This window comes from Pseudomonas sp. GL_117, from assembly GCF_057835125.1.
Genome location: NZ_CM174418.1, coordinates 2,960,044 through 2,982,019, shown reverse-complemented (window position 1 = coordinate 2,982,019; position 21,976 = coordinate 2,960,044). Strand labels below are relative to the sequence as shown.

Sequence of the window (21,976 nt, the reverse complement as noted above, 5' to 3'; positions counted from 1 at the left end):
TATGTTGAGTAGAACCGCCGCAGATCTGTATTGGATGTCCCGTTACCTGGAGCGTGCCGAGAACCTGGCGCGCATGCTGGAAGTCAGTTACTCGTTGTCGTTGATGCCCCAGGCCGGACGCAGCGACGGTCTGGACGAACTGGCCATGTCGTTGCTCAGCAGCGGCACCCTGGACAGCTACCTTGAGCGCCACAAGCAACTGGACGCCGAGCGCATGCTGCACTTCTTCGCCCTCGACGAAGAAAACCCCGCCAGCATCTACAACTGCCTGCGCGCCGCCCGGGGCAACGCCCATGCAGTGCGCGGGCGCATCACCGCCGACATGTGGGAAAACCTCAACGCGACCTGGCTGGAAATGCGCAGCATCGCCGCCGGCGGCCTGGCGCGCCACGGCATCAGCCACTTCTGTGATTGGGTCAAGCAGCGTTCACACCTGTTCCGTGGCGCGACGTCGGGGACCATCATGCGCAACGATGCCTACCGGTTTATCCGCCTGGGCACCTTTGTCGAACGTGCCGACAACACCTTGCGCCTACTGGATGCGCGCTACGAGATGTTTGGCGAAGAGTCGGAGGAAGTCAGCGACCTGTCCGCACGCGGCTACTACCAGTGGAGCGCCCTGCTCCGGGCGTTGTCGTCGTTCGAGGCGTACACCGAGCTGTACCCGAATGCGCTGAATGCGCGCTCGGTGTCGGAGCTGCTGCTGTTGCGCAGTGACGTGCCGAGGTCGCTGCATGCGTGTATCGAGGAGTTGAGTCATATCCTTGCGGACTTGCCTGGCAGTTATGGGCGTACGGCCCAGCGTCTGGCGGCGGAGTTCGAGGCGCGGCTGCGCTATACCGGGATTGATGAAATTCTTGAGGATGGCCTGCACAGCCGCCTGACGGACTTTATCGACACCGTGCGCGAACTGGCCCGGGCCATACACGCGTCTTACCTGGAAGTGGTCTAAACCACACTGAGGAACAACGATGTGGGAGCGGGCTATTGGGTTTTTACCAGCACCGGCTCAGCGCGGTACTGCTCGGGAAACAGCTTTTTCAACTGCGCCACCTTCGGCAGATCATTGATCACGATGTACGGGTAAGACGGGTTCTCGCTGAGAAAGTCCTGGTGATAGGCCTCCGCCGGGTAGAACGTCTTGCCCCTCTCGATTGTGGTCACGATGGGCTTATCAAACGCCTTCGCCGCATCCAGCTGCGTGATATACGCCTGGGCGACGTTCTGCTGCTCGGCATCCAGCGCAAAGATCGCCGAGCGGTACTGCGTGCCTGTATCCGGGCCCTGGCGGTTGAGTTCGGTGGGGTTGTGGGCCACTGAAAAATAGATCTGCAGCAGCTTGCCGTAGCTGATCTTGCTCGGGTCAAACGTGACGGAGACCGCCTCGGCATGGCCAGTGTTGCCTGCGCTGACAGACTCGTACTGCGCCGTGCCCGCCGCGCCGCCGTCATACCCGGAGACCGCGTTTTTTACACCCTGCACATGCTGGAAAACCCCTTGCACGCCCCAGAAGCAACCACCGGCGAAGACCGCCGTTTGCAGATCACCCGATGCCGGCAGGTCCAGGGCGGGCGGTGGGATGACGACTGCATCGTCAGAAGAACCAAAGGAGAACGCCTGGGCCTGGCTGATAAAGCCAGCCAAGGCCAATGCAGGTAGCCATCTGAGAACTTTCATAAAACTCACTCCAGAATACGGTCAACGGTGGGAGCCGGCTTGCTCGCTCCCACATTGATTGGGTTATCAGTTCATCAATCAGTTAGCCGAAGGTGAAGGCGTAGGCCGCTACGTTCGGGTCCAGAAACTCAATGCTGAAGGTGCGGTCCTGCACCGCCTCCGGCTGGCGCACCAGTTGGTACAGGCGCTGCTCGGTCACCACGCCGCTGCCATCCGGGGCGACATCCGTGCCGTGGGCGTCACCGGGGGCCTTGCCGTCGATCGTGACCTTGAAGCGCACAGGCTTGCCATCTGCGCCGGGGGCCAGCACCAAATGCAAGTCACGGGCGTGGAAGCGGTAGACGATGCGCCCACCGGCCTGGTCCAGGGTGACTTGCTGGCCGCCTACGTTCCATTGGCCGTCCAGGGTCCAGTTGTTCAACGCCAGGGGGCCGGACTTGACGAAGTGCTCGGCACGCTGCGCGCCCAGGTAGGTTTCCGGCGACTGCACGGTGTTCAGGTCCGGCGCCTGTTGCACGCCCTTGGCATCCACGTCGATCAAGCCGCCCGCGACGTTTTTTGCCCCGGCTTCGCGCAACAACTGCTGGATCACCCGCTCCGATTCGGCGTAGTCGCCCTCGCCAAAGTGGTGGTAACGGATCTGGCCGTTGGCGTCGGCAAAGTAATGTGCCGGCCAGTACTGGTTGTTGAACGCACGCCAGATCTTGTAGTTGTTGTCGATCGCCACCGGGTAGTTGATCCCCAGGTCCTTCATCGCCTGGGTGACGTTGTTCACGTCGCGCTCAAAGGCGAACTCCGGAGCATGTACACCGATCACCACCAGGCCCTGCTCGCGGTACTTGTCGGCCCAGGCTTTGACGTAGGGCAAGGTGCGCAGGCAGTTGATGCAGGAGTAGGTCCAGAAATCCACCAGCACCACTTTGCCCTTGAGCGCCTCGGCGCTCAGTGGCGGGCTGTTGAGCCATTGCACGGCGCCGTCCAGGGAGGGTAACGCGCCCTCTATCGGCAGCGTGTCGCTGTGGTTGGCCGCCATCATCATCGCTCCGCCCTGGGGTTTGGCGCTCAGGCGATCCACCAGGTGTTGCTCCAGGCCGCCGGTGGAGGCCGTCGACAACCGCGCCAACACGCCGGTATCCAGGCCCAGGGCAATGGCTGCCACCCCGACGAGCATCAACGCGCCAAGGCCGCGGCGCAGCCATTGACCGGCACCGAGGGATTTTTTCATCAAGCCAAACACCTTACCGCCGACCAGCAGCGCCAACGCCAGGGACGTGGCGGCACCGGCAGCGTAAGCCAGCAACAGCAAGGTAGTACCGATACTGGCGCCTTGCAGGGCGGCGCCGGTCAGCACTAGCCCGAGGATCGGCCCGGCGCACGGCGCCCAAAGCAGCCCGGTGGCCACGCCGATCAGGAACGACGCCCCCGGCCGTGGCCTGGCATCGGCCCCGGCCGCCTCGGATAAACGGCTGCCGGCGGCGACCAGCGGGCGCGTCAGGCGCTCCGACAGCCGTGGCAGCAACAGCGTGAGCCCAAACAGCGCCACGCAGAGCAACGCGAGCCAGCGCCCGTATTGATTGACTTGCACCACCCAACCGCCGCCCACCGCCGCCAGCGAGGCCACCAGGGCGAACGTCACCGCCATCCCCGCCAACAGCGGCAAGCCACTGCGCAAAAACGGCTGCCCGGTGCGAGCGAAGACAAAAGGCAGAACCGGCAGGATGCACGGGCTGACGATTGTCAGCACGCCGCCCAGATATGCGAGAACCAGAAGCCACATTGATTGCCCCTTAACAGAATGAACAAGTAGCCCCATCCTGCGCCCAGGCCGGTCGCGCAATCCTCACGCAGAGTTAAACAATTCGTGATAACTACACTGTGGCAAAAGCCGCACAATGCGCCGACTACAAGCCAAGGTTTCGCTTACATGGATCAGCCCAAACGTGTCCTGGTGGTTGAGGACGATGCCCATATCGCCGACTTGATCCTCCTGCACCTGCGCGATGAACAGTTCGAAGTGGTGCACAGTGCCGATGGCAACGAAGGCCTGCGCCTGCTGGAACAAGGCGGCTGGGATGCGTTGATCCTCGACCTGATGCTGCCCGGCGTCGACGGCCTGGAGATCTGCCGCCGCGCCCGCGCCATGACGCGCTACACCCCGATCATCATCACCAGCGCGCGCTCCAGCGAGCTGCACCGCATCCTCGGCCTGGAGCTGGGTGCCGACGATTACCTGGCCAAGCCGTTCTCGCTGCCCGAGCTGGTTGCCCGGGTCAAGGCGCTGCTGCGCCGGGTCGACGCCATGGCGCGCAACCTGAAAATGGATGCCGGCAGCCTCGACCTTGGGCCACTGTTCATCAACCCGCTGAGTCGCGAGGCCACCTTGCACGGCCAGCCCCTGGAACTCACGCCCCGGGAATTTGACCTGCTGTATTTCTTTGCCCGCCAGCCGGGCAAGGTGTTCTCGCGCATGGAGCTGCTCAACGCAGTGTGGGGCTACAACCATGAAGGTTACGAGCACACGGTAAACACCCATATCAACCGCCTGCGCGCCAAGGTCGAGGCCGACCCGGCCAACCCGGCGCGCATCCTCACGGTGTGGGGCCGTGGCTACAAGTTCGCCGAGAACGGCCCATGAAACTGACCCTGACCCAGCGCCTGTCGGTGGTGTTTGCCGTGTTGCTGCTGATCTGCAGCAGCACCTCGGCGTGGTTGCAGGTGCGCTCCAACCGCATGCACGAGCTGGAAGTGGTGCAAGGCGTGTCCCGCGACCTGGCGGCGCATATCGCCCGTGACACGCAGTTGATGGATGCCGACGGCCTCAAGCCCGATGCGGTGCGCAACCTGTTCGGCCAACTGATGCTGGTGAACCCGAGTGTCGAGGTGTATTTACTCGACATCGAGGGGCGCGTGGTCGGCAATGCGGCGCCGAGCGGGCACCTGTTGCGCGACCGGGTCGACCTCGCGCCAATCCGCCGTTTCCTCAGTGGCGCCATGTTGCCAATCCTCGGCGACGACCCGCGCAGCGTCGACGGGCGCAAGGTGTTCAGCGCCGCGCCGCTCAAGGCCAACGGCACGCAAACCGGCTTTCTGTATGTGGTGCTGCTCGGCGAGGCCCACGATGTGTTCGATGCCAAGGACGCCACCGGCATGGCGCTGAAGATTGCGCTGTGGTGCATCGGCCTGGTCGCGCTGCTGTGTCTGTTGGCGGGCCTGCTGGCGTTTGCCTGGATCACCCGGCCATTGCGCCAGCTCACCGACAAGGTTGGCCGATTCGACATCAATGGTGCCCCCAAACCAGCGGAAAACATCGCGCCCACCTCTGACAGCGGCGATGAAATCGCCGTGCTCGACCACGCCTTCATGCAGATGGAAAACCGCCTCGGCGAACAGTGGCGCGCCCTCACCCGCCAGGAACAGGAACGCCGGGAGATGGTTGCGAACATCTCCCACGACCTGCGCACGCCCCTGGCTTCGTTGCACGGCTACCTGGAAACCCTGTCCCTCAAGGACGCGACCTTGAGCGCCGAGGAACGCCGGCGCTACCTCGGGATTGCCCTGGACCAGAGCCGCAAAGTCGGCGGCCTGGCCCAATCGCTGCTGGAACTGGTGCGCCTGGAACATGGTTTTGTCCAGCCGGTGCTCGAAGGCTTTTCGCTGCCGGACCTGGTGCAGGACGTCTTCCAGAAGTTCGAATTGAGCGCCGAAGCGCGCGGTATCAGCCTCAGCGCCAGCCTGCCGGCGCAGGTGCCGGCAGTCATGGCCGACCTCGGCTTGATCGAGCGCGTACTGACCAACCTGCTGGACAACGCCTTGCGGCACACCCCGGTCAATGGCGACGTCGAAGTGCTGTTGGCTGTCGAGGCCGACAGCGTCAGCGTGACCGTCAGCGACAGCGGCCCGGGCATCGATGCCGAGCTGCATGAAGGCTTGTTCCTGCGCGCCTTCACCATTGGCGGCGCACGGCGCGATGGCGGCCTGGGCTTGCGCATCGTGCACCGCATCCTGCAATTGCACGGGCGCAGCATTCGCCTGGTGGAGCGGCCCGGCCGCGGGGCGACGTTTACTTTTTCCCTAGAAAGGCGAGCATCAGTTCGTTGACCTGTTGGCTCTGCTCGTTCTGGATCCAGTGGCCGCAGTTGGGCAGCACGTGCTGCTCAAGGTCCGGCACACAATCGGGCATGCGCTTGAGGGTGTGCGCTTCAAACACACCGACCGGGTCGCGGTCGCCGATCAGGAACAGTGTGGGCTGGAGCACCTGGCGGCCGGCGAGGCATTCGGTGCGCTGCCAGTTGCGCGTGAAGTTGCGATACCAGTTCAGCGGGCCGCGAAAGCCGTGTTCGGCGAAGGTTTGCACGTACACGTCAAGATCCTCGCGGGAACACCATGACGGCAAGGCGCCAGGCATACCGACGCCTTCAAGCAAGCGCGCAGTGGCCGGTTTGTGTTGCAGGAACACGTCCTGGTCCTGCATGAACAGGCGCAGCGTGCGTTCGATGTCGGCGTTCAGTTCCTGCTCGGCCACGCCGGGTTCCTGGAAATACAGGATGTAATTGAAACGCTCGGCATACAGCTCAGCCATGATGTCAATCACCGGCCGGCGCGCTCGCCCGGCGAACGGCACCGACAGCGTGATCAGCCGCGTGACGCGTTCGGGCTCCAGCAACGCCAGGTGCCAGGCCACCACCGCGCCCCAGTCGTGGCCGACCATCACCACCTCGGTGTGGCCGAAATGATCCATGGCCTGCTGGATGTCGGCGCACAGGGTCAGCAGGTCGTAGTCGGCCACCTCGGCGGGCGCGCCGGATTGGCCGTAGCCGCGCATCTCAGGCGCAAACACCCGATAACCCGCCGCCGCCAGCGCCGGGATCTGCGCGCGCCAGGAATGCCAGCATTCCGGGAAACCGTGCAGCAGCCAGATCGGCTGGCCGTGTTCGGGACCGCTGATGTGCACGCTTAACTCAATAGCGTTGACGCAGAGGATTTGCTGGCGCATGGGCAGGGCCTGGCTGAAGGTTTGGCCTAGCCTGGGGGATTGGCGGCGACAGTGCCAGCATCATTGACGACGGGAATAACTCACTCCACCGCCCACCAGCGCGGCAACAACTGGCGCACCCGCGCCTCGCCGAAGCGGTCGTCGATCAACATCACCACGCCCTCGTCCTGCTGGCCACGAATCACCCGCCCGGCGGCCTGCACCACCTTTTGTAGCCCAGGGTACAAATACGTGTAGTCGTAACCGGCGCCAAAGATCGTGGCCATGCGCTGCTTGATCTGTTCGTTGACCGGGTTCAGTTGCGGCAGGCCCAGGGTGGCGATAAACGCACCGATCAGGCGCGCACCGGGCAAGTCGATACCCTCGCCAAACGCACCGCCCAGCACGGCAAAGCCGATGCCCTGGCTGTGTTCGGTGAACTGCTCGAGAAATGCCTGGCGCTCGGCCTCGGCCATGCCGCGCGATTGCAGCCACAGCGGGATCTGCGGGTGGCGTTCGGCGAGCAATTGCGCGACCTGTTGCAGGTAGTCAAAGCTGGAAAAAAACGCCAGGTAGTTGCCCGGCCGCTGCGCGAACTGCGTGGCGATCAACGCGACGATGGGTTCCAGCGAGGCCTGGCGGTGCACAAAGCGCGTGGAGATCTGATCGACGATGCGCACCTTGAGCTGCGCGGCCTTGAACGGCGACTCCACGTCGATCCACGCGGTGTCCGCCGGCAGCCCCAGCAGGTCGGCGTAGTAGTGGCGCGGACTCAGGGTCGCGGAAAACAGCACACTGCTGCGCGCCGCGGTGAGCCGTGGGCGAATGAACTCGGCAGGTACCACGTTGCGCAGGCACAGGGTCGAGCTGCTGCGCTTGCCGCTGTGTTGGCGTTTGCTGATGTCAAAAATGAACTGTTCATTGAACAGCTCGGCGACCTTGGCAAATTGCAATGCGTCGAAGTAGAAGGTTTGCAACTCGCCGCTGAGGGCTTGCGGGTGGTCGTTGAAATAGTCACCCATGGCGCTGGTACACAGGCCTAGGGCGTGCAGAAATTTGTCTGGACGGCTCGCGTAGGCCTGGTAGGACGCGAGCTGGTCCTTGTGCAGCGCATTCCATTCGCGGTTCAGGCGTTGCAGGGGTTTGTTCAGCGGCTCGGGCGCACTGTCGCGCAGGGTCTTGAGGTGGTATTGGTCAAGGCTGGCGCTGTACATCGAGCGGGCGCGCTCCACCAGGTTGTGCGCTTCGTCCACCAGCACCGCCGCCCGCCACTGGTTGAGCTGGGCCAGGCCGAACAGCATGGCGCCAAAGTCGAAATAGTAGTTGTAGTCGGCGACGATCAGGTCGGCCCAGCGCGCCATTTCCTGGCTCAGGTAATACGAGCACACGTCGTGGGCCAGGGCCACCTCGCGCAAGTTGCGCTGATCGAGCTGGCGCACCTGCGAAGCGGCACTGCGGGCAGCGGGCAGGCGGTCGTAGAAGCCTTTGGCCAATGGGCACGAATCGCCGTGGCAGGCTTTGTCCGGGTGTTCGCAGGCCTTGTCGCGGGCGACCAGTTCCAGCACGCGCAAGGGCAAGTCCGGGTGGCTGCGGTGCAGCACATCGGCGGCGTCGAGGGCGAGCTTGCGCCCCGGAGTCTTGGCGGTGAGGAAGAACAGCTTGTCCAGTTGCTGCGGCGCCAGGGCCTTGAGCAGCGGGAAGATCGTGCCGATGGTCTTGCCGATGCCCGTGGGGGCCTGGGCCATCAGGCAGCGGCCGGTGGTGACGGCCTTAAAGACCGTCTCCGCAAGCGAGCGTTGGCCCGTGCGAAACCCGGCGTGCGGAAACCCCAGGGTTTGCGCGGCGCTGTTGCGGGCGGCGCGGTGCTGCATTTCCTGCTGGGCCCAGCCGAGGAACAGCGCGCACTGGGCGTTGAAGAAGGTCTCCAGTTCGGTGGCGCTATAACGCTGGTGCAGTAGCGTTTCGCCCTCGCCGACAATGTCGAAGTACACCAGCGCCAGGTCGATGTCCGTCAACCCAAGCTTCTGGCACATCAGCCAGCCATACACCTTGACCTGGGCCCAGTGCAGTTGCCGGTGGTTGGCAGGCTGGGCATCGAGGTCGCCGCGATAGGTCTTCACTTCCTCCAGGCGGTTGGCGTCCGGGTCGTAGCCGTCCGCCCTGCCCCGCACCGTGAGCTGCTGGTACTCGCCCTCCAGGGCGACTTCATGCTGGTAATGCGCGTTGCGCCGCGAGGCGACGGTGCGATGGCCGACGATACCTTCCTGGGCGCTGGGCGACGGCGTGAAGCGTAGGTCGAGGTCGCCGACCTTGGCCGTGAACTCACACAGCGCCCGCACTGCCACGTTGTAGCTCAAACCGACGACTCCGCCCAGCGCACGTAGCAGACGGTGACCGGCATCTGGTGTTCGGCGCAGAACTCCAGCCAGCGCAACTGGTTGTCCTGCAGGCGGTCGCCGGGGCCTTTGACTTCGATCATGCGATAGGTGTTTTGCGCGGGCCAGAACTGGATCAGGTCCGGCATCCCGGCGCGGTTGGCGCGGATGTCCAGCAGCAGGCGCTCGAACCAGTGGCGCAAATGCACGGCGGGAAAGCACGCCAAGGCCTGTTCCAGCAGTTCTTCGTTGAGCAGGTTCCAGAACACGAACGGCGACTGGATGCCCCACTTTTGCTGGTAGCGCTGGCGGATCGTGGCCTTGTAGCGCTCGTCCTGCAGTTGCGCGAAACAGGCTGCGAACAAGTCGGCACGGCGCTGATGGAAGTCTTCGCTGTGCAGGTCCGCCGGCCCGCGTTGGAACGGGTGGAAAAACGAGCCCGGCAGCGGCGCGAAGATCGCGTCCCAGCACAGCAGGCCAAACAGCGAGTTGATCAGACCGTTCTCGACGTAATGCACCGGCGCGTCGGGCTCGTTCAGGTGTGCCTGTACGCTGGCTTCCACCGACTCCAGAGCCTGCGGCAGTGCCAGGTCCAGGCGCGTGACCTCGCGTGGCTTGAGCCTGGGCAGCGCCGGTTCGCCCAACTTGCGCCGCAGACGTGGCAGCACGCGCAGCAGGTGCTGTTGCTCGGCGGCACTTTCCGGGGTTTGTTGCGCGGCACGCGCCAGGGCCATGGCCTGGGCGTAGTCCTCCTGGCGTTCCAGCACGCGGATCAGCCGCGCACGCGCGCCAGGGTAGGCGCAGGTGCGGTAGATCTGTGCTGCCAGCGCCAGCTCAGCCAGGCGTTCACAATGCTGCCCGAGCAGAAACAACAGCTTGGCCCGACGCCGTTCCAACCAGGGGTTGTCGGTATTGAGGGCGGTGATGCGCGTGCGTATGTCCTCGATCGGCTCACCGGCCTCGAAGGCTTGCTGGCAGCCATGCAGGAACAGGAAACCCTGCACGTCATCACGGCTGCGCAAACCGCGGGATTCGGCGCAGATCTCGACTTTTTCATAGGTGTAGATGCCCAGGTCCGCCAGCACGAATTCGGACCAGTCCTGATACAGGTTGCCGAAGAACATCAGGCGCAGGCGGTCACACAGGTCCATCACCGTGAGGCTGTACAGCGTGTCGGGCAGCGCGGGGCACCACTGGGCAAAGCTGCGGCTCTCGGGGAACTGCGCCACCAGGCCTGCCAGCCACTCGACTTTGTTGGCCTTGGGTTGGTCGATCCATGGTTTGAAGGCATTGAGGATCTCGCCTTTTTGCAGCAAGGCGAACAGCTCTTCAAACGCCAGCGGTTGCTGGTCGTTTACCCACCCCAACTGCAACAGCGGCTGCGCGGCGGCGTGGGTGCAACCGATTTCCAGATAATTGAGCTTGCCCGCACGAAAATGCACGCCCTTGCGCATGACCATGCGCACCAGCAAGGCCTGGGACGCCTGGGGCAAGCTGTCAAATTGCTGAATGAACTGCGTTTCGTCAGGGTCGAGCAGGTCGGCATAGCGTTGCCCCAGCCATTGCAGGACCTGACGGAAGTTTTGCAGGTAATAGAGCGGGTCTTCGAGGGGGTTGGCCATGGCACATAGAGGTCAAATACTGGTTATGCATACAGAGTGCCGTCGCAAACGGCTTGTTGCAATCGGTAATAGATAAATGGCTCACGCAACTTTTTGTATAAAAGTGATCTGATGGGGAAGTCGATGGCGTAAAATTTGTCGCCCGCAGCCTCTGGCGTGGGACTTTTCAAGGTTAAAGGTAAGGGTTATGAACATGAAGAATTTGGGTCTTCCCCTGGTTGCACTCACTTTTCTGGTATTGGCCGGTTGCGCGACGCAAACCGTAGTGACGCTGCAAAACGGCACGCAGTATTTGACCCAGGACCTTCCAAAAACCAACACCGCCGACGGTTTCTATGAGTTCACTGACATCGCCGGCAAGCGTGTGCGGGTCAAGGCTGCGGATGTGGCAACAGTCATCAAGGAAAAGTAATTCTCCGGAGCCGACCGCGAATATTTGGGGAGCGGGCTTGTGTGGGAGCGGGCTTGCTCGCGAAGGCAGTCGGTCAGTTGGTATATATGGCGACTGACACGCCGCCTTCGCGAGCAAGCCCGCTCCCACAGTTTCAAGGCATTCCAGCTTTAGCTGATCACCATCCCCTCTCCCGTCCAGCCGCTCACGCCGACCAGCGTGACCGAATCCGCACCCACACTGATCAGCGTGTCCCCACCCTGCTCCCGGTATTGCACACTGCCCTGCACATCCTTGAACAGCAGCGTGTCCGTCGCCTGATAGCCGATCACCCGGTCCTGGCCAAACTGCCCGCTGAACAGAAAGGTATTGTGCCCACTGCTGTCGCGAATCGTGTCATTGCCCTTGCCACCCTCGATAAAGTCCACGCCCTTGCCGCCCTGGATCAGGTCGTTGCCGTCGCTGCCAATGATGAAGGTATTGCCCTTGTGCGGTTCGGCGTTGCGGTTGAGGTCCTGCACCCAGGTGGTGGCGCGTGCCGGGTCGGACAGGTTGGCGACGATGACCGTGGAATCGCGGGTCATCTGCTCGTAGAAACCCGATTCAACGACCCGTGTCAGCCCGTCGCCATACCCGGTGGGCAGATGGGAGATCCAGGTCGGCAGGTTGGTGATGGAAAACGGCAGCACATTCCACAGGGTCGAGGCGTAGTGGTCGTTGAAGCTGACGATATTGTCGGTGCTCGACTCATGGGGCTTGTCATGCACGCCGAGGGACGACAGGTTGAACGATGAGCCGTCCAGCGCGCGGAACACCGGGTCATTTTCGTAGCCGATATTGAGCACCTTGTCGCCGCTGCTTTGGGTCGGCGAGGCGTAGGCTACGTAGTTGGCGTTCTTGTAGAACCCTGACCACCGACTGCCGCTCAAGTCGGCCATGCTGTTGACCGCCAGGCCGCCCAGGCTATGACCGCTGACCAGCACATCGGCGCCGTGCAGGCCATGGGCACTGGCGTAGTCGGCAACATTTTTCAGCAGCCCGCCAAATGCCTCACCGGCGTAGTTCTTCGCATAATCCTTGGGCCCCAGCGCGGCCAGCAGGTCACTGACCAAATCGCCGATGGAGTCGCTGATCAGGCTTTCCCGTGGCCCGGACGTACCGCGAAAGCCGATGCCGATTTCGAGCAATTTGCCCGCGTCATCGTACTTGCCCAGCACCTCGACTTGCGCCGTGGTGTAGCCGGCCTTTTCCCCAAAGAATGTGCCCCGCGCATCAACCTTGCCGGCGTAGCCCAGGGCGCTGGCGCTGATGGGCGTCCAGCCGGCCTTTTGCACGGCATCCAGGGCGGCCTTTTCCGAATCCGGGTTCCACGGGATACCTGGAATCACCCCTTGGGAATCGCTGCCACCGAGCACCGCGCCGACCAAAGTGGCGGGCAAACCCCAGCCCAGGCCGTTGTGCTGGTAACCCACGGCAAAGCCGTTATCCAGGTTGTGATAGCTGTACAAGGTGATTGCCATGGCGTCGGCGAACAACGCCTTGGAACCCTCGGGTCCGAAGTTTTTGTAATCGAAGATACCCATGCTGATGCCTCTTTTTGTTGTTGGAATGCGCGAGATCGGCGGTCACCGTTGCGCCGGCCCAAACGCCTCATCCACCTTGGCCAGGTCGGTGTCACGCAGGTTGCCGGCGTAGTAATGCAATTTGGTCCAGGCCATCAGGTAGTCGTAGCGCGCCTGGGCGAGGTCGCGGCGGGTGCTGTAGAGCTGCTGCTCGGCGTTGAGCGCGTCGAGGTTGACCCGCTCGCCACCGAGGATGCTTTGCTTTGTCGACACCACCAGCGCTTCGGCCGAGACCAGGGCCTTCTGGTACGCACGCAATTTGCTCACCCCCGACAGGCACGCGCTGAACTGGCGCCGCAGCTCGATCAGGGTTTCGCGGGTCTTGCCCTCCAGTTCGTACTCGGCCTGCTCCATGGCGCGGCTGGCCTGGCGGGTGGAGGCGGCAATACCGCCACCGGCATACAGCGGCAGGCTGACTTCAATGCCGATGGTGTTGGTGTCGTAGCGCTGGTTGTAGGTATTGCCGCTGTCGGACTCCTGCTGGCGCGAACTGGCATACGCCGTGACTTTGGGCAAATGCCCGGCGCGGTTGCGTTCCACTTCATAACGCGCCACTTCCAGGGCCTGGCGCTGGGAGGCCAGCGTCGGGTTGTTGCTGATCGCCAGCGCATGCCAGGTGTCGTAGTTGGCCGGGCTCAGGGTGAACGCGGCGAAGCCTTGGTTCAGCGGCGCCAGGTCGTTGATGTTGACGCTTGGTACGCCGATCAACGCGCCCAGTTCGCGCAAGGACGCGTCCTGCTCATCCAGCGCCTGGATCTCTTCGGCGCTGGCCAACTCGTAACGGGACTCGGCTTCGAGAATGTCCGTGCGCGTGCCCTCACCCCGCTCGAACAAGTGACGGTTTTGCTGGAACTGCTGCTCGAAGGCCTTCTTCTTGGCCCGGGCAATGTCGATCTGGTCCTGTGCGAACAACGCCTGGGTGTAGTAGGACAACACCCGCACCAGCAACGCCTGGCTCTTGTCGCGAAAACTCTCGTCGGCAAACAGTGCCTGGGCCACGCCCTTGCGGTAGTTGGCATAGGCTTCGTAGTCGAACAGCGGCTGTTGCAGGCTGAACGTGGAGCCGTAGCTGTTGTAGTTGCGGTCATCGTGATAGTTGCCACCACGGCCGTCGGGCAAGGTGGCCTGGGAGTTGTTGCGCCCCTTGTTGTAGTTGTACGACAGCTTGGGCAGCAGGCCGGCACGGCCGATGGTGCGATTCTCCAGGCCGGCGTCGCGCTCCTTGATGGCGCCGAGGAACACCGGGTCGTTGCGCAGGGCCTGCTCGTACACGTCGAACGGGCCCATGGCGGCGTGGGCAGTGGTACAACTGAGCAGCAAGGCGATAAACACCGCTTTCATGTTTATTCCTCGGTCAATGCGGAGCCGGCGCGATCCAGCAGCGGCTTGAACAGGTAATTGAGCAGCGAACGCTCGCCGGTACGCACGAACATTTCGGCGGGCATGCCGGGCTTGATCACCAGGCCGTGGAGTTTCTCCAGCGCCAGCTCGCTGACCGTGGTGCGCAGCACGTAGTACGGCGCGCCGGTCTTTTCATCGAGCATCTGGTCGGCCGAAATCAGGCTGACCTGCCCGGGCACCCGTGGCGTGCGGCTCTGGTTGAAGGCGGTGAACAGAATGTCGACCGGCAGTTGCGTGCCGACCTTGTCCACCAGGTGCACCGGCAAGCGCCCTTCGACTTCCAGGCGTGTGCCCTGGGGCACGATCTCCAGTAGGGTTTCACCGGCGCGCACCACTGCGCCGACGGTGTGCACGCTGAGGTTGACTGCAATCCCATCGGCCGGCGCGTTGATCTGGCTGTGTTGCAGGTCGAACCCGGCGGACGTCAACTGCTGCTCCAGGGTCAGGCTGCGCAATTGCGCGTCGGCCAGTTGGCTACGTACCTCTTTCTGGTATTCCTCGCCGTGCTGCTGCAATTTCAGACGCGATTCAAGGATGCCCTGCTCGACCCGGCCGCTTTCGCCGCTGTTTTGCGCCAGGTCCTGTTGCACCTGGGACAGTTGGCGCTGGTACTCCAACAAGCGGTTGCGCGGGATGTAGCCGTTGTCGGCCAGGGGTTGCAGGTTGGCCAACTGATCGCGCAGGGATTGGGCCTGGGCCGTCAGGTCACTGCGCGCACGGCGCATGCCGCCCAGTTGCGCGGTGGCACCCTCGATGTTGGCGCGAATCCCGGCCTGCTCGCGGGCAAAGGCTTCGCGGCGGCTGCTGAACAGTTGGCGCTGGCCTTCCAGGACCAAGGCCAGGGCCGGGTCGGGATTGCTGCTCAGTTCGGCCGGAAAAACGATGCCGGGGCGGTTATCGCGCTCGCTCTGCCATCGCGCCACGCTGGCCCAGGCCATGCGGTATTGGGCTTGCAGCGATTGCACGTCAGCCTGGTGTTGGGTCTGGTCGAGACGAAACAGCGGCTGGCCTTGTTTGACCGCCTCGCCCTCACGCACCAGAATCGCGCTGACCACGCCGGGGCTGAGGGTTTGCACAGCCTTGCGCTTGCCCGACACCACCACCGTGCCTTGCACCGGAATGCCCTGGTCCAGCGGCGCCAGGCTGGCCCAAAGGAAAAAACCGCCGGCGCCGAGCACTGTCAGCAACCAGCCCATGCGCACAAAAAAGCCGGCGTCGTGTTGTTCGTGGATCATGCTGGCATCCTCTCTTGAGGCGGTTGTTCACGCTGCCCGGACAACGCCCGCAGCACTTCCTGGCTGGGTCCGAACACTTGCAGCTGGCCGTCGTTGAGCACCAGCAGCTTGTCGGCCTGGGCCAATGCCGCCGAGCGATGGGTGACCAGTACCACGCTGCTGCCCTGGGCTTTCATCTGCACGATGGCGCTGGCCAGAGCAGCTTCGCCCTGGGTGTCGAGGTTGGAGTTGGGCTCATCCAGCACAATCAGCCGCGGCCCGCCGTACAACGCGCGGGCCAGGGCCACCCGTTGCTTCTGGCCGCCGGACAGCCCGCAGCCGTTGTCGCCCAGTACGGTGTCGTAGCCTTGGGGCAGGCGCAGGATCAGTTCATGTACCCCGGCTTGTTGCGCGGCTTTGACCACGAGCTGCGGGTCGGCCTGGCGAAAACGCGCGATGTTGTCGGCAATGCTGCCGCTGAACAGCTCGATGTCCTGGGGCAGGTAGCCGATGTGCGGGCCGAGGTCGTCGCGGTCCCAGCGGTGGATGTCGGCGCCATCCAGGCGCACCGTGCCCGCCAGGGTCGGCCACACGCCCACCAGCACCCGGGCCAGGGTGGATTTGCCGGAGCCCGAGGCGCCGAGCACACCCAGCACCTCCCCGGCGCCAAGGTTGAAACTGACGTGGTGCAGCGTCGCCACACGCCGCCCCGGCGGGCCCGCGCTGACCTGTTCGAAACTGACCTGGCCGTTGGGCGCCGGCAACTTCATCGGCTCGACGGCCTCCGGGCTCTCGCGCAGCAACGCATCCAGGCGCTGGTAGGCCAACTTGGCCGAACTCCACTGTTTCCACACCGCAATCAACTGGTCGATGGGACTGAGCACCCGCCCCATCAGGATGGAACCGGCGATCATCATCCCGGCGGTCATGTCGCCCTTGATCACCAGCCAAGCGCCAAGCCCCAGCACTAACGATTGCAGGCACAGGCGCAGGGATTTGCTCAGGGAAGTGATTACCGCACCGGTGTCACTGGCCCGATTCTGCAGGCCGAGAAATTGCGTATGCACGGCAAACCAGCGCTGACGCAACGCGCCGAGCATGCCCATGGCCTGGATAGTCTCGGCATTGTGCAAATGGCTGGTGGCCAGTTGCGTGGATTGCTGCGAGTAACCGCTGGCCTCGCCCAACGGCTTTTTGGTCAGGTATTCGTTGAGGCACGCCAAGCCGATCAACAACAGCGCACCGGCCGTGGCCAACACGCCAAGCCAGACGTTGAACAGGAAAATCACCAGCAGATAGATGGGAAACCACGGCGCATCAAAAAACGCGAACAACGCAGGGCCGGTGATGAATTGGCGGATATGGGTCAAGTCGCCAAGGGACTGCCCGGCGTGCCCCTGGCCGCAGTGCAGGTTGCGTTCAAACGCGGCCTTGTAGACGCGCAAGTTGAAACGCCGCTCCAATTGGCTGCCGATGCGGATCACGATAAAACTGCGGATCGCCTCCAGTGTGCCAATAAACACAAAGAAGCCCACGACCATCAGTGTCAACATCACCAGGGTGGTTTCATTCTGGGAGGACAGCACGCGGTCATACACTTGCAGCATGTAAATCGACGGCACCAGCATCAACAGGTTAATCAATGCCGTGAAACAGCCAACGCTGATCAAGAGGTTCTTGTATTCACCCAGCGCTTTGAATAAAGGCGGTGTGGCCATGTCTTCCGATCTCACTTGAACCAAACAATAAGCAATAGTTGCCCGCACCCCGAATAACGGAGCGGCCAACTAATAAAATCAAGTTATAGGCTTATAACCAACAACTAAGGGATGCGCTGCAACAGCACTTCGGTGCCTTGGGCGGTGCGACCTTTATATTCACCCTCTTTCTGCCGGTTCAAATGGGTAATCCCGGTGCCGTCGGCATTCATCAGCCAGATACCGTCCGGGGTCGGCAGCCAGGTCTTCGGATGGTCGCCCAGCCACTGCGCGGCGCATTCAACGTCGCCAGCCACGGCATTGGCGGCGACCACCAGGTCCAACGCACACACCTGGTCCTGCTGGTGCAACTGCCAGTGTCCGGCCAATTGGGCGCTGCTGGGTAAAACAAGACTGCTCGCCATCACGTGGGCTCCTGCCGATACGAACATCGCCAGCAATACGCGGGCGATAAAGGGGGTAAAACGCTGCATCTTGCTTATGCTCCATGGGCAAAGCGCGGCGCCGAAACGCCGCGCTCCTGCATCACGCCACGATGTCGCTGACGGCCGCCTGGCCAACGGTGGTGACGAGGAAATCCGCCACGCCGTGCCCGGAGAAGTCTACCGCCAAGGTGCCCAGGTTGCTGCCAGAAGCGTAGGACAGCACCGCGTCGCCGGCATGCCCGGTAAACGCGTTGACGAAGGTCAGGCCTGCGCCTTTGGTGATACCGGACAGGTCGATCTTGTCCGAACCCGAGGTGAAGTCAAAGATCTTGTCCGCCGCCCCCGGCCTGGAGTCGGAGCTGGCGCCGAACACAAAGGTGTCGTTGCCCGCGCCGCCCCACAGTTGGTCGGCACCGCCGCCACCGTAGATGATGTCGTTGCCGGCACCGCCCTTGATCACGTTGGCCGCGTTGTTGCCGATGATCAGATCGTTGCCGGCGCCACCGAAGGCATTCTCCACGGTCACGCCCTTGGCGATGGAGACGTTGCCTACCAGGCCGCCAACATCGGAGAACGAGGCTTCATTGAGGTTGATCTTCTGGTTCTGGGTGAAACCGGAGAAGTCCAGGGTGTCGTTGCCGCCACCGTCCCATACCGAGAACACCAGCTTGTCGGCGTTGGAAGTGGCGCTGAGGAAGTCACGCCCGGTGTTGGAGTTGAAGCCGTAGGTGGTGTCGCCGGCGCGCGTGTTGTAGTTGGCGCCGTAGAGCTTCTGGATCGCGGCGATGTCGTCGATCAGCGGGCCGGAAGCGTAGGCTTCGACGCCGCCTTTGCTGAAGTTCTGGTTGGTGTTGCTCTCGCTCCAGTAACTCATGACGCTGTAGCCGCGCGTGTCCTGTCCGTAGGACGCGTCGTTGTAGGTCGGTGCGCCTTCGCCGGCGTTGTAGTCGCCGGGATGCGCCAGGCCCAGGGTGTGGCCGATTTCGTGGGTCAGGGTCTGCCGGCCATAGTTGTTCAGGTCCGGGGTCTTGTTTGGCGTGTAGCAGCTGTTGGTCAAGTACCACGAGGTGCCGTCGTAGCCCGCGCCGGTGCCGGGCAGGTAGGCGAACGCCGCCGCGCCGTCCTGGCCGCCGCTGTAGTTGCCGAAGGTCATGTGGGCGTCGCCGCCGCTGGCCTTCTCGGTGAACGTGACGTTGGCCACATCCGCCCAGGACTGCATGGCCAGGGCGGCCTGTGCTTTCTGCTGGGCGCTGAACTGGCTGAAGCCGGAGATGCCATGTTTGTTCATGGTGCTCGACGACGCCGAGGTCAGGAAGGTGTAGGTCAGGTCGATCTTGCCGTTGCCGTCAACGTCCCGGTACGCCGCACCGTCGCGCAGCAGCTGGGTGGCGGCCTGGTCGACGGAGTAGGACGGTTTGCCATTGACCGTGAGGTTGCCGCCACGGTCATACAGATGGCTGAAGCTATCGATTTGCGAGTAAGCGGTGCTGGCTTGCGCCGCCGACACGATAGCCTTGTCTTTTACTTTTGACATAAACGTACTTCCTTGTTTGCAAGTGCATCAGTCTTTGATCGATAGGAACCCCGCGGGCGAGATCGTCCTATCACTCGCCTCTTTTGAAGGCGTAAGAAAACTGACACAACTTGAAATCTTTCGTCTACATCTATTTCCGGGGCAACAAAGTACCCGGTAATTAGCGCCAGTAAGTTGCACTCCGTATTTGCTGGTCGGCGCGGATTTTGTCCGACAAAAAACACGCCGCACTTATTTAAATATTAAATAGGGCTAAAGCCGCCAACGTTTGGCGGCCGCTTAGTTAATGGATCCAATATATTGGCACGGTGTCATTAACGACATTAAACAGCCACTACTTGAACTAAAAGTTGCAGTTGTCCCGGATTACCGGGGCATACTCCAGCCGGTTTTATCCAATGCCGCCAATAGGGTTTCAGCGTGCAGGCCCGGCACCAGCACGCCATCGTCGGTGTGCATGTCTTCGCCGGCCAGGATCGCGTTGATGATCGCCTCCTCCACGGCCTCTGCCGCCGCGCTGAACAGCGGCGAAATGTGATCGTTGTTGAGCATCTGCAACGACGTGCTCAGCGGCAGATCCTGGCGGCCGTAGTCAGCGGGCGGCAGGTCAGCGTTGCCAGTGGCAAACGCCAGGAACAGGTCGCCGCTGGAATCCTCGGTGCCGCCGCCGGTGCGCGCGATGCCGATGGACGCACGTTGCGCCAGGCGCTGGCATTGGTGCGGCAGCAACGGCGCATCGGTGGCAATGATCACCACGATCGAGCCCATGCCTGGCGTGCCGCGCTCGGCGAAGGGCGACGGGATTTGCAGCAACTGGCGGCCCACTGGGTAGCCATCGACCCGCAGTTCCTGGCGCTTGCCGTGGTTGGCCTGGACCAGCACGCCGACGGTCCAACCGCCCTGCTCTGCCGACAAGCGCCGCGACGCGGTACCGATGCCGCCCTTGAACTCATGGCAGATCATCCCGGTGCCGCCGCCCACCGCCCCCTCTTGCACCGGGCCGGTTTCAGCACACTCCAGCGCCTGGCGCACATGCTCGGGCCCGACGTGCTGGCCCCAGATGTCGTTGAGCAAGCCGTCGTAGGTCTCCATCACCACCGGCATGCACCAATACACTGCCGGGTCCGCCAGGCGCTCGCGCTCCAGGGCGATCAGGCTGTCGCGCACTACGCCAATACTGTGGGTGTTGGTGATCGCCAGCGGCGTAGTCAGCAGCCCCGCTTCACGAATCCATTCCAGGCCCGTGGCATCACCGTTGCCGTTGAGCACGTGATACCCGGCAAAGCACGGCTGCTGGCGGGCCTCGCCGGCGCGTGGCTGCACCACCGTCACGCCGGTGCGCACCTGTTTGCCGTCGACGCGGGTCTTGAGCGTACTGTGGCCAACCCGCACCCCCGGTACATCGGTGATGGCATTCAATGCGCCGGGCGTGCCCAGCCCCAACGTAATGCCCAATTGACGTGCACGCATAACCACTCCTTACAATTTCTGGAACGCCGGACTCAACCGGCCACTGATGCAATACAGAATCACCGACACGGCCAGCAAGCCGGCGATGATCATCACGTCGCGCACCGATGCCGCCGCGACCAGGGTCGCCAGCAGATACCCGGCGCCCAGCACGGCGAGCAATGCCGGCAAAGGCCAGAGCGGCATGCGGTAAGGGTGTTCGCGATCACGCAGCAACACCCGGCTCATCAACGCGCTCAACGCGACCACCAGGTACACCAGCATGATCAGCAGCACGCTGAACGAAGTGAGGTCGGCGAGGTTCGAGCTGAAACTCAGCAGTGCCGACGGAATCGCCAGGAACAGCGTAGCCAGCCACGGCGAATCCCAGCGCGGGTGAATGCGCGTAAACAATGTGTTGATCCGCGGCGTCCACAGCGCATCGCGCCCGCTGCTGAAGACCACGCGGCCGATCTGGATCACGATGGCGACAATGGCGTTGAACACCGACAGGAAAATCCCCGCACTGACCAGCCGCGACAAGGTTTCATTGCCATGACTGGTCAGCAGGTAGCCGATGGGGTCCGGGCTGCTGATCATCGCACTCAGGGACGGCGCGCCGATCAGCAACGCGGTGATCGGCACCAGCTCGATCACGACCACCAGGCCCAGCGACCACAACACCGCCTTGTGCACGCCCTTGCCGCCGCATTTCATGTCTTCGGCCAGCAGCACCGCCGGGCCGTAGCCATTGAATGAGAACAGGCCGATGCCCACCGCGCCGATCACCAAGGCCCAGGGCGCCAGGTGCAGCACGCCGTTTTCGACGATCTGCGGCTGGAACAGCACGCTGGCCGGCTGCATCGGGTTGCCGAAGCCGATAAACACGATCACCAGCAACGCGGCGACTTCCAGCAACAGGCAGGTGCCGGTGATCCAGGCGTTGAGCTTGATATTGAGGATGCCCAGGGCGTAACTGCACACCACGATGACCAGGGCGACGGTTTGTGAGTCGAATTTGGTACCCAGGGCGTTGTTCAAGTACGTCGCCGCGCCGGTGGCCAGCACCGGCGGGATAAACAGCAGCATTACCAATACCGTCAGGAACGTCGCGTAGCCCGCCATGCCGCCGAACACCCGCTTGGCATACACGTATTCGCCACCGGCGCTGTTGTGGGCACGGCCCAGTTCGGCGTAGCAGAAGGCAAACATCAGGGCGAGCAAAGCGGCCATCACGAATGCAAGGAACACGCCGCTACCCGCTTGCTGGATGGCAAACGGGGCGATCACAAACACGGAGCTGGCGGGCGTGACCGCCGAGACGGTAATGGCGACTACATCGAACACACTCAGCGTGGGCTTGAGCACGCCGTCTGGCGCGGGGGAAGCACTCATATCGTTATCCTCTGTGGTTGTTTTTGGTGTGAGGCAGAAACGAAAAATGGTGATTTATCGGGATATGTTTCCCGTTCAATGATGCCGACGTTATCGCCTGGGCCGTTGTCGGCCAATTCCCCTATTGGCGTACTCCCCTTGACGACACCCGGCAAAAGCCGAACCCTTGGCCGATCTTCTG

General features: G+C 62.9%; 17 protein-coding genes. 4 read left to right on the top strand and 13 right to left on the bottom strand.

Features of this window, described 5'->3' with window-relative positions; all coding sequences use genetic code 11:
• Position 1 precedes the first annotated feature (1 nt).
• The gene (locus AC3ISR_RS13305; RefSeq protein WP_226457597.1) at positions 2–952 is read left to right on the top strand and encodes an alpha-E domain-containing protein; all 951 of its coding nucleotides are present in this window, start codon (positions 2–4) and stop codon (positions 950–952) included.
• Between the two features lie 32 nt (positions 953–984).
• Here AC3ISR_RS13305 and msrA read toward each other — a convergent pair whose 3' ends face one another.
• Positions 985–1,677, bottom strand: coding sequence for a peptide-methionine (S)-S-oxide reductase MsrA (gene msrA, locus AC3ISR_RS13300; RefSeq protein WP_463984987.1), 693 nt, complete (start codon positions 1,675–1,677; stop codon positions 985–987).
• A gap of 82 nt (positions 1,678–1,759) precedes the next feature.
• Entirely contained in the window at positions 1,760–3,454 is a 1,695-nt protein-coding gene (locus tag AC3ISR_RS13295; RefSeq protein WP_463984988.1) for a cytochrome c biogenesis protein DipZ, read from the bottom strand.
• A 147-nt stretch (positions 3,455–3,601) separates the two neighbouring features.
• Between AC3ISR_RS13295 and AC3ISR_RS13290 the strand changes: the two genes are divergently transcribed.
• Complete coding sequence (locus tag AC3ISR_RS13290; protein ID WP_463984989.1) at positions 3,602–4,312, top strand: response regulator transcription factor; 711 nt, start codon at positions 3,602–3,604, stop codon at positions 4,310–4,312.
• Positions 4,309–5,775 carry a sensor histidine kinase gene (locus tag AC3ISR_RS13285; protein WP_463984990.1) on the top strand — a complete coding sequence of 489 codons (1,467 nt, stop codon included), beginning with the start codon at positions 4,309–4,311 and terminating at the stop codon, positions 5,773–5,775. The genes AC3ISR_RS13290 and AC3ISR_RS13285 overlap by 4 nt, the downstream gene beginning before the upstream one ends.
• Here AC3ISR_RS13285 and AC3ISR_RS13280 read toward each other — a convergent pair.
• From AC3ISR_RS13280 to AC3ISR_RS13270, 3 genes are all read right to left on the bottom strand, one after another.
• Positions 5,738–6,670, bottom strand: a complete 933-nt coding sequence (locus AC3ISR_RS13280; protein ID WP_463984991.1) for an alpha/beta fold hydrolase — start codon at positions 6,668–6,670, stop codon at positions 5,738–5,740. The two genes, AC3ISR_RS13285 and AC3ISR_RS13280, sit on opposite strands and share 38 nt — an antisense overlap.
• 80 nt (positions 6,671–6,750) lie before the next feature.
• Entirely contained in the window at positions 6,751–9,006 is a 2,256-nt protein-coding gene (locus tag AC3ISR_RS13275) for an ATP-dependent DNA helicase (protein WP_463984992.1), read from the bottom strand.
• On the bottom strand, positions 9,003–10,646 hold the full coding sequence (locus AC3ISR_RS13270; protein ID WP_463984993.1) for a VRR-NUC domain-containing protein: 1,644 nt from the start codon (positions 10,644–10,646) through the stop codon (positions 9,003–9,005). The genes AC3ISR_RS13275 and AC3ISR_RS13270 overlap by 4 nt, the downstream gene beginning before the upstream one ends.
• 187 nt (positions 10,647–10,833) lie before the next feature.
• On the opposite strand from AC3ISR_RS13270, the gene AC3ISR_RS13265 reads away from it, so the two are divergent.
• Positions 10,834–11,058, top strand: a complete 225-nt coding sequence (locus tag AC3ISR_RS13265; RefSeq protein ID WP_192300125.1) for a YgdI/YgdR family lipoprotein — start codon at positions 10,834–10,836, stop codon at positions 11,056–11,058.
• Between the two features lie 149 nt (positions 11,059–11,207).
• Here AC3ISR_RS13265 and AC3ISR_RS13260 read toward each other — a convergent pair whose 3' ends face one another.
• From AC3ISR_RS13260 to AC3ISR_RS13225, 8 genes are all read right to left on the bottom strand, one after another.
• The gene (locus AC3ISR_RS13260; protein WP_192300126.1) at positions 11,208–12,620 is read right to left on the bottom strand and encodes a polyurethane esterase; all 1,413 of its coding nucleotides are present in this window, start codon (positions 12,618–12,620) and stop codon (positions 11,208–11,210) included.
• A 42-nt stretch (positions 12,621–12,662) separates the two neighbouring features.
• Positions 12,663–14,000 (bottom strand): TolC family outer membrane protein, encoded by a 1,338-nt coding sequence (locus tag AC3ISR_RS13255; RefSeq protein ID WP_192300127.1) that lies wholly within the window; start codon positions 13,998–14,000, stop codon positions 12,663–12,665.
• 2 nt (positions 14,001–14,002) lie between these two features.
• Positions 14,003–15,295 (bottom strand): HlyD family type I secretion periplasmic adaptor subunit, encoded by a 1,293-nt coding sequence (locus tag AC3ISR_RS13250; RefSeq protein ID WP_192300128.1) that lies wholly within the window; start codon positions 15,293–15,295, stop codon positions 14,003–14,005.
• The gene (locus tag AC3ISR_RS13245; RefSeq protein WP_192300129.1) at positions 15,292–16,992 is read right to left on the bottom strand and encodes a type I secretion system permease/ATPase; all 1,701 of its coding nucleotides are present in this window, start codon (positions 16,990–16,992) and stop codon (positions 15,292–15,294) included. The genes AC3ISR_RS13250 and AC3ISR_RS13245 overlap by 4 nt, the downstream gene beginning before the upstream one ends.
• A 104-nt stretch (positions 16,993–17,096) precedes the next feature.
• Positions 17,097–17,465 carry an AprI/Inh family metalloprotease inhibitor gene (locus tag AC3ISR_RS13240; protein WP_192300130.1) on the bottom strand — a complete coding sequence of 123 codons (369 nt, stop codon included), beginning with the start codon at positions 17,463–17,465 and terminating at the stop codon, positions 17,097–17,099.
• A gap of 52 nt (positions 17,466–17,517) precedes the next feature.
• Positions 17,518–18,951 (bottom strand): serralysin family metalloprotease, encoded by a 1,434-nt coding sequence (locus tag AC3ISR_RS13235; RefSeq protein WP_489324788.1) that lies wholly within the window; start codon positions 18,949–18,951, stop codon positions 17,518–17,520.
• Between the two features lie 366 nt (positions 18,952–19,317).
• Entirely contained in the window at positions 19,318–20,421 is a 1,104-nt protein-coding gene (locus AC3ISR_RS13230; protein WP_192300132.1) for a DmpA family aminopeptidase, read from the bottom strand.
• Between the two features lie 9 nt (positions 20,422–20,430).
• A complete protein-coding gene (locus AC3ISR_RS13225) occupies positions 20,431–21,795 on the bottom strand; it encodes an APC family permease (protein WP_192300133.1) in 1,365 nt (454 codons plus the stop codon).
• Positions 21,796–21,976 lie beyond the last annotated feature (181 nt).

Bases quoted from the DNA above. Each gene is read 5' to 3' on its own strand.
- AC3ISR_RS13305 (WP_226457597.1), top strand. From the start codon at position 2: ATGTTGAGTAGAACCGCCGCAGATCTGTATTGGATGTCCCGTTACCTG.
- msrA (WP_463984987.1), bottom strand. From the start codon at position 1,677: ATGAAAGTTCTCAGATGGCTACCTGCATTGGCCTTGGCTGGCTTTATC.
- AC3ISR_RS13295 (WP_463984988.1), bottom strand. From the start codon at position 3,454: ATGTGGCTTCTGGTTCTCGCATATCTGGGCGGCGTGCTGACAATCGTC.
- AC3ISR_RS13290 (WP_463984989.1), top strand. From the start codon at position 3,602: ATGGATCAGCCCAAACGTGTCCTGGTGGTTGAGGACGATGCCCATATC.
- AC3ISR_RS13285 (WP_463984990.1), top strand. From the start codon at position 4,309: ATGAAACTGACCCTGACCCAGCGCCTGTCGGTGGTGTTTGCCGTGTTG.
- AC3ISR_RS13280 (WP_463984991.1), bottom strand. From the start codon at position 6,670: ATGCGCCAGCAAATCCTCTGCGTCAACGCTATTGAGTTAAGCGTGCAC.
- AC3ISR_RS13270 (WP_463984993.1), bottom strand. From the start codon at position 10,646: ATGGCCAACCCCCTCGAAGACCCGCTCTATTACCTGCAAAACTTCCGT.
- AC3ISR_RS13265 (WP_192300125.1), top strand. From the start codon at position 10,834: ATGAACATGAAGAATTTGGGTCTTCCCCTGGTTGCACTCACTTTTCTG.
- AC3ISR_RS13260 (WP_192300126.1), bottom strand. From the start codon at position 12,620: ATGGGTATCTTCGATTACAAAAACTTCGGACCCGAGGGTTCCAAGGCG.
- AC3ISR_RS13255 (WP_192300127.1), bottom strand. From the start codon at position 14,000: ATGAAAGCGGTGTTTATCGCCTTGCTGCTCAGTTGTACCACTGCCCAC.
- AC3ISR_RS13250 (WP_192300128.1), bottom strand. From the start codon at position 15,295: ATGATCCACGAACAACACGACGCCGGCTTTTTTGTGCGCATGGGCTGG.
- AC3ISR_RS13245 (WP_192300129.1), bottom strand. From the start codon at position 16,992: ATGGCCACACCGCCTTTATTCAAAGCGCTGGGTGAATACAAGAACCTC.
- AC3ISR_RS13240 (WP_192300130.1), bottom strand. From the start codon at position 17,465: ATGCAGCGTTTTACCCCCTTTATCGCCCGCGTATTGCTGGCGATGTTC.
- AC3ISR_RS13235 (WP_489324788.1), bottom strand. From the start codon at position 18,951: ATGTCAAAAGTAAAAGACAAGGCTATCGTGTCGGCGGCGCAAGCCAGC.
- AC3ISR_RS13230 (WP_192300132.1), bottom strand. From the start codon at position 20,421: ATGCGTGCACGTCAATTGGGCATTACGTTGGGGCTGGGCACGCCCGGC.
- AC3ISR_RS13225 (WP_192300133.1), bottom strand. From the start codon at position 21,795: ATGAGTGCTTCCCCCGCGCCAGACGGCGTGCTCAAGCCCACGCTGAGT.